3 protein-coding genes are annotated in these 1,693 nt (G+C 62.4%); all 3 read right to left on the bottom strand.

The window, feature by feature from the left end; translation table 11 throughout:
- The coding region (locus RTX98_RS02370) for a xanthine dehydrogenase family protein subunit M (protein WP_312794306.1) at positions 1-736 on the bottom strand (736 nt) is incomplete at its 3' end.
- On the bottom strand, positions 733-1,239 hold the full coding sequence (locus RTX98_RS02365) for a 2Fe-2S iron-sulfur cluster-binding protein (protein WP_312794304.1): 507 nt from the start codon (positions 1,237-1,239) through the stop codon (positions 733-735). The genes RTX98_RS02370 and RTX98_RS02365, both read right to left, overlap by 4 nt.
- An 80-nt stretch (positions 1,240-1,319) precedes the next feature.
- Positions 1,320-1,693, bottom strand: a 374-nt coding sequence (locus tag RTX98_RS02360) for a MarR family winged helix-turn-helix transcriptional regulator (protein ID WP_312794303.1), incomplete at its 5' end; no start/stop codon positions are given.

The following is a 1,693-nucleotide window of genomic DNA, read 5'->3' as shown; positions in this document are numbered from 1 at the left end:
CCGCTGCAACCGAAACGAGCGCAAAGGCATAGCTCGCGCGGTCGCGCACCTTGCGATAGGTCGAATGCGCAGCGATCAGCTGAGCGGGAAGCTCGACAGCCGTAATCAGCTCGCCGGGTTCCAGAAGGGTTTCGATATCCGGCCGGCCTTCCGGCAGGCGGTGCAGCTCGTTGAAGGGCAGCGTGCGCTTGGCCCTCGCGCCTTCTAGATGAACCACGGCATCCAGCGCCGCCAGCGCCACGCACATGTCCGAGGGATGCGTCGCCACGCAGGCCGGCGAAGCGCCGAGGATGGCATGGATACGGTTGAAACCATCCACCGCATCGCAGCCCTGCCCCGGCTCCCGCTTGTTGCAGCGCGCTCCCGTGTCGTCGTAGAAATAGGTGCAGCGGGTGCGCTGGAGCAGATTGCCGCCCACCGTCGCCATGTTGCGGATCTGCCCGCTCGCACCGGCAACGATCGCGCGCGACAACACGGGAAAGCGCGTACGGACCAGCCTGTGTTCGGCCAGCGCCGTGTTCTTCACGCCAGCCCCGATCAGGATGCCGCCGTCGGCTGTCTCGGTGATGTCGCGCGACAATCCGCTGACATCCACCAGCGCCTGCGGATGCTCGATCCCTTCGCGCATGAGATCCACGAGATTGGTGCCGCCCCCAATATATTTTGTGCCGGCCGTGCTGCCATGAACAACGGCATCCGCGGTGTTTGCGGCGCGCGCATAGGTGAAGGGGATCATTCGCCTGCCTCCACGAAGGTTTCGGTAATGGCGGCGACAATGCCGTTGTAAGCGCCGCAGCGGCAAAGATTGCCGCTCATGCGCTCGCGCAATTCATCATGCGTCAGCGTGATCGTTTCAGCCGAGAGGTCTTCCGTCACATGGCTCGGAACGCCGCGCTTGGTTTCGCCCGCCATGCCGATGGCCGAGCAGATCTGGCCAGGGGTACAATAACCGCACTGAAAGCCGTCATGCTCCACAAAGGCTTCCTGAAGCGGATGCAGCGCGCCATTCTCGCCGAGGCCCTCGATCGTCGTGATCTCGCAGCCCTCATATTGCACGGCCAGCGCCAGGCAGGAAACAACGCGCTCCCCATCGACAAGCACGGTACAGGCACCGCAAGCGCCCTGATTGCAGCCCTTCTTGGTTCCAGTGAGATGAAGCTCTTCCCGAAGCAGGTCGAGCAAGGAGACACGCGGGTCGCTAGGCGCCTGCACATCGGTGCCGTTGATCCTGATTGCCATGGCTATCCTTCCGAGGGCTAGGCAAGAACGCGGCATCCCGCGCCCAATCGATCAAACAGTTATAACGATATTCGTATTATTCAACCTTCGTCATATACGATTTTCGTCATCATGCCGACAAAGGCGTCCCGTTCGGCCGGCGAAAGCGGCTGCAGCATGCGAAGATGGAGTTCCCGATAGGCCACAAGAAACCCCTCCACACGTCGCCTGCCTTCCTCCGAGAGATCGAGCGCAACCGCGCGGCGATCTTCTTCCGGACGGGTCCGCTTCAACAGCCCGCGTTTCACCAGGCGGTCGGTTGCGGAAGAGATCGTCGTATGCGGAACGGCCAGAAATCGCGCGATGTCACTGGGCCCGCATTCCGGATGCTCCGCCACATAAAAAAGCGCCTGCTTGTCGAGCTCGTTCAGCGGCTTTTCCGGACCGAGCGCGTCCGCCAGCTTGTAGCGGCGGG

Origin of the sequence: Tianweitania sp. (genome assembly GCF_032053605.1) — a bacterium.
Lineage (GTDB): Bacteria > Pseudomonadota > Alphaproteobacteria > Rhizobiales > Rhizobiaceae > Tianweitania.
This window is presented reverse-complemented; position numbering and strand designations above follow the sequence as displayed.

Excerpts from the sequence above, each read along its gene's own strand:
- RTX98_RS02365 (WP_312794304.1), bottom strand. The coding sequence starts at position 1,239 with ATGGCAATCAGGATCAACGGCACCGATGTGCAGGCGCCTAGCGACCCG.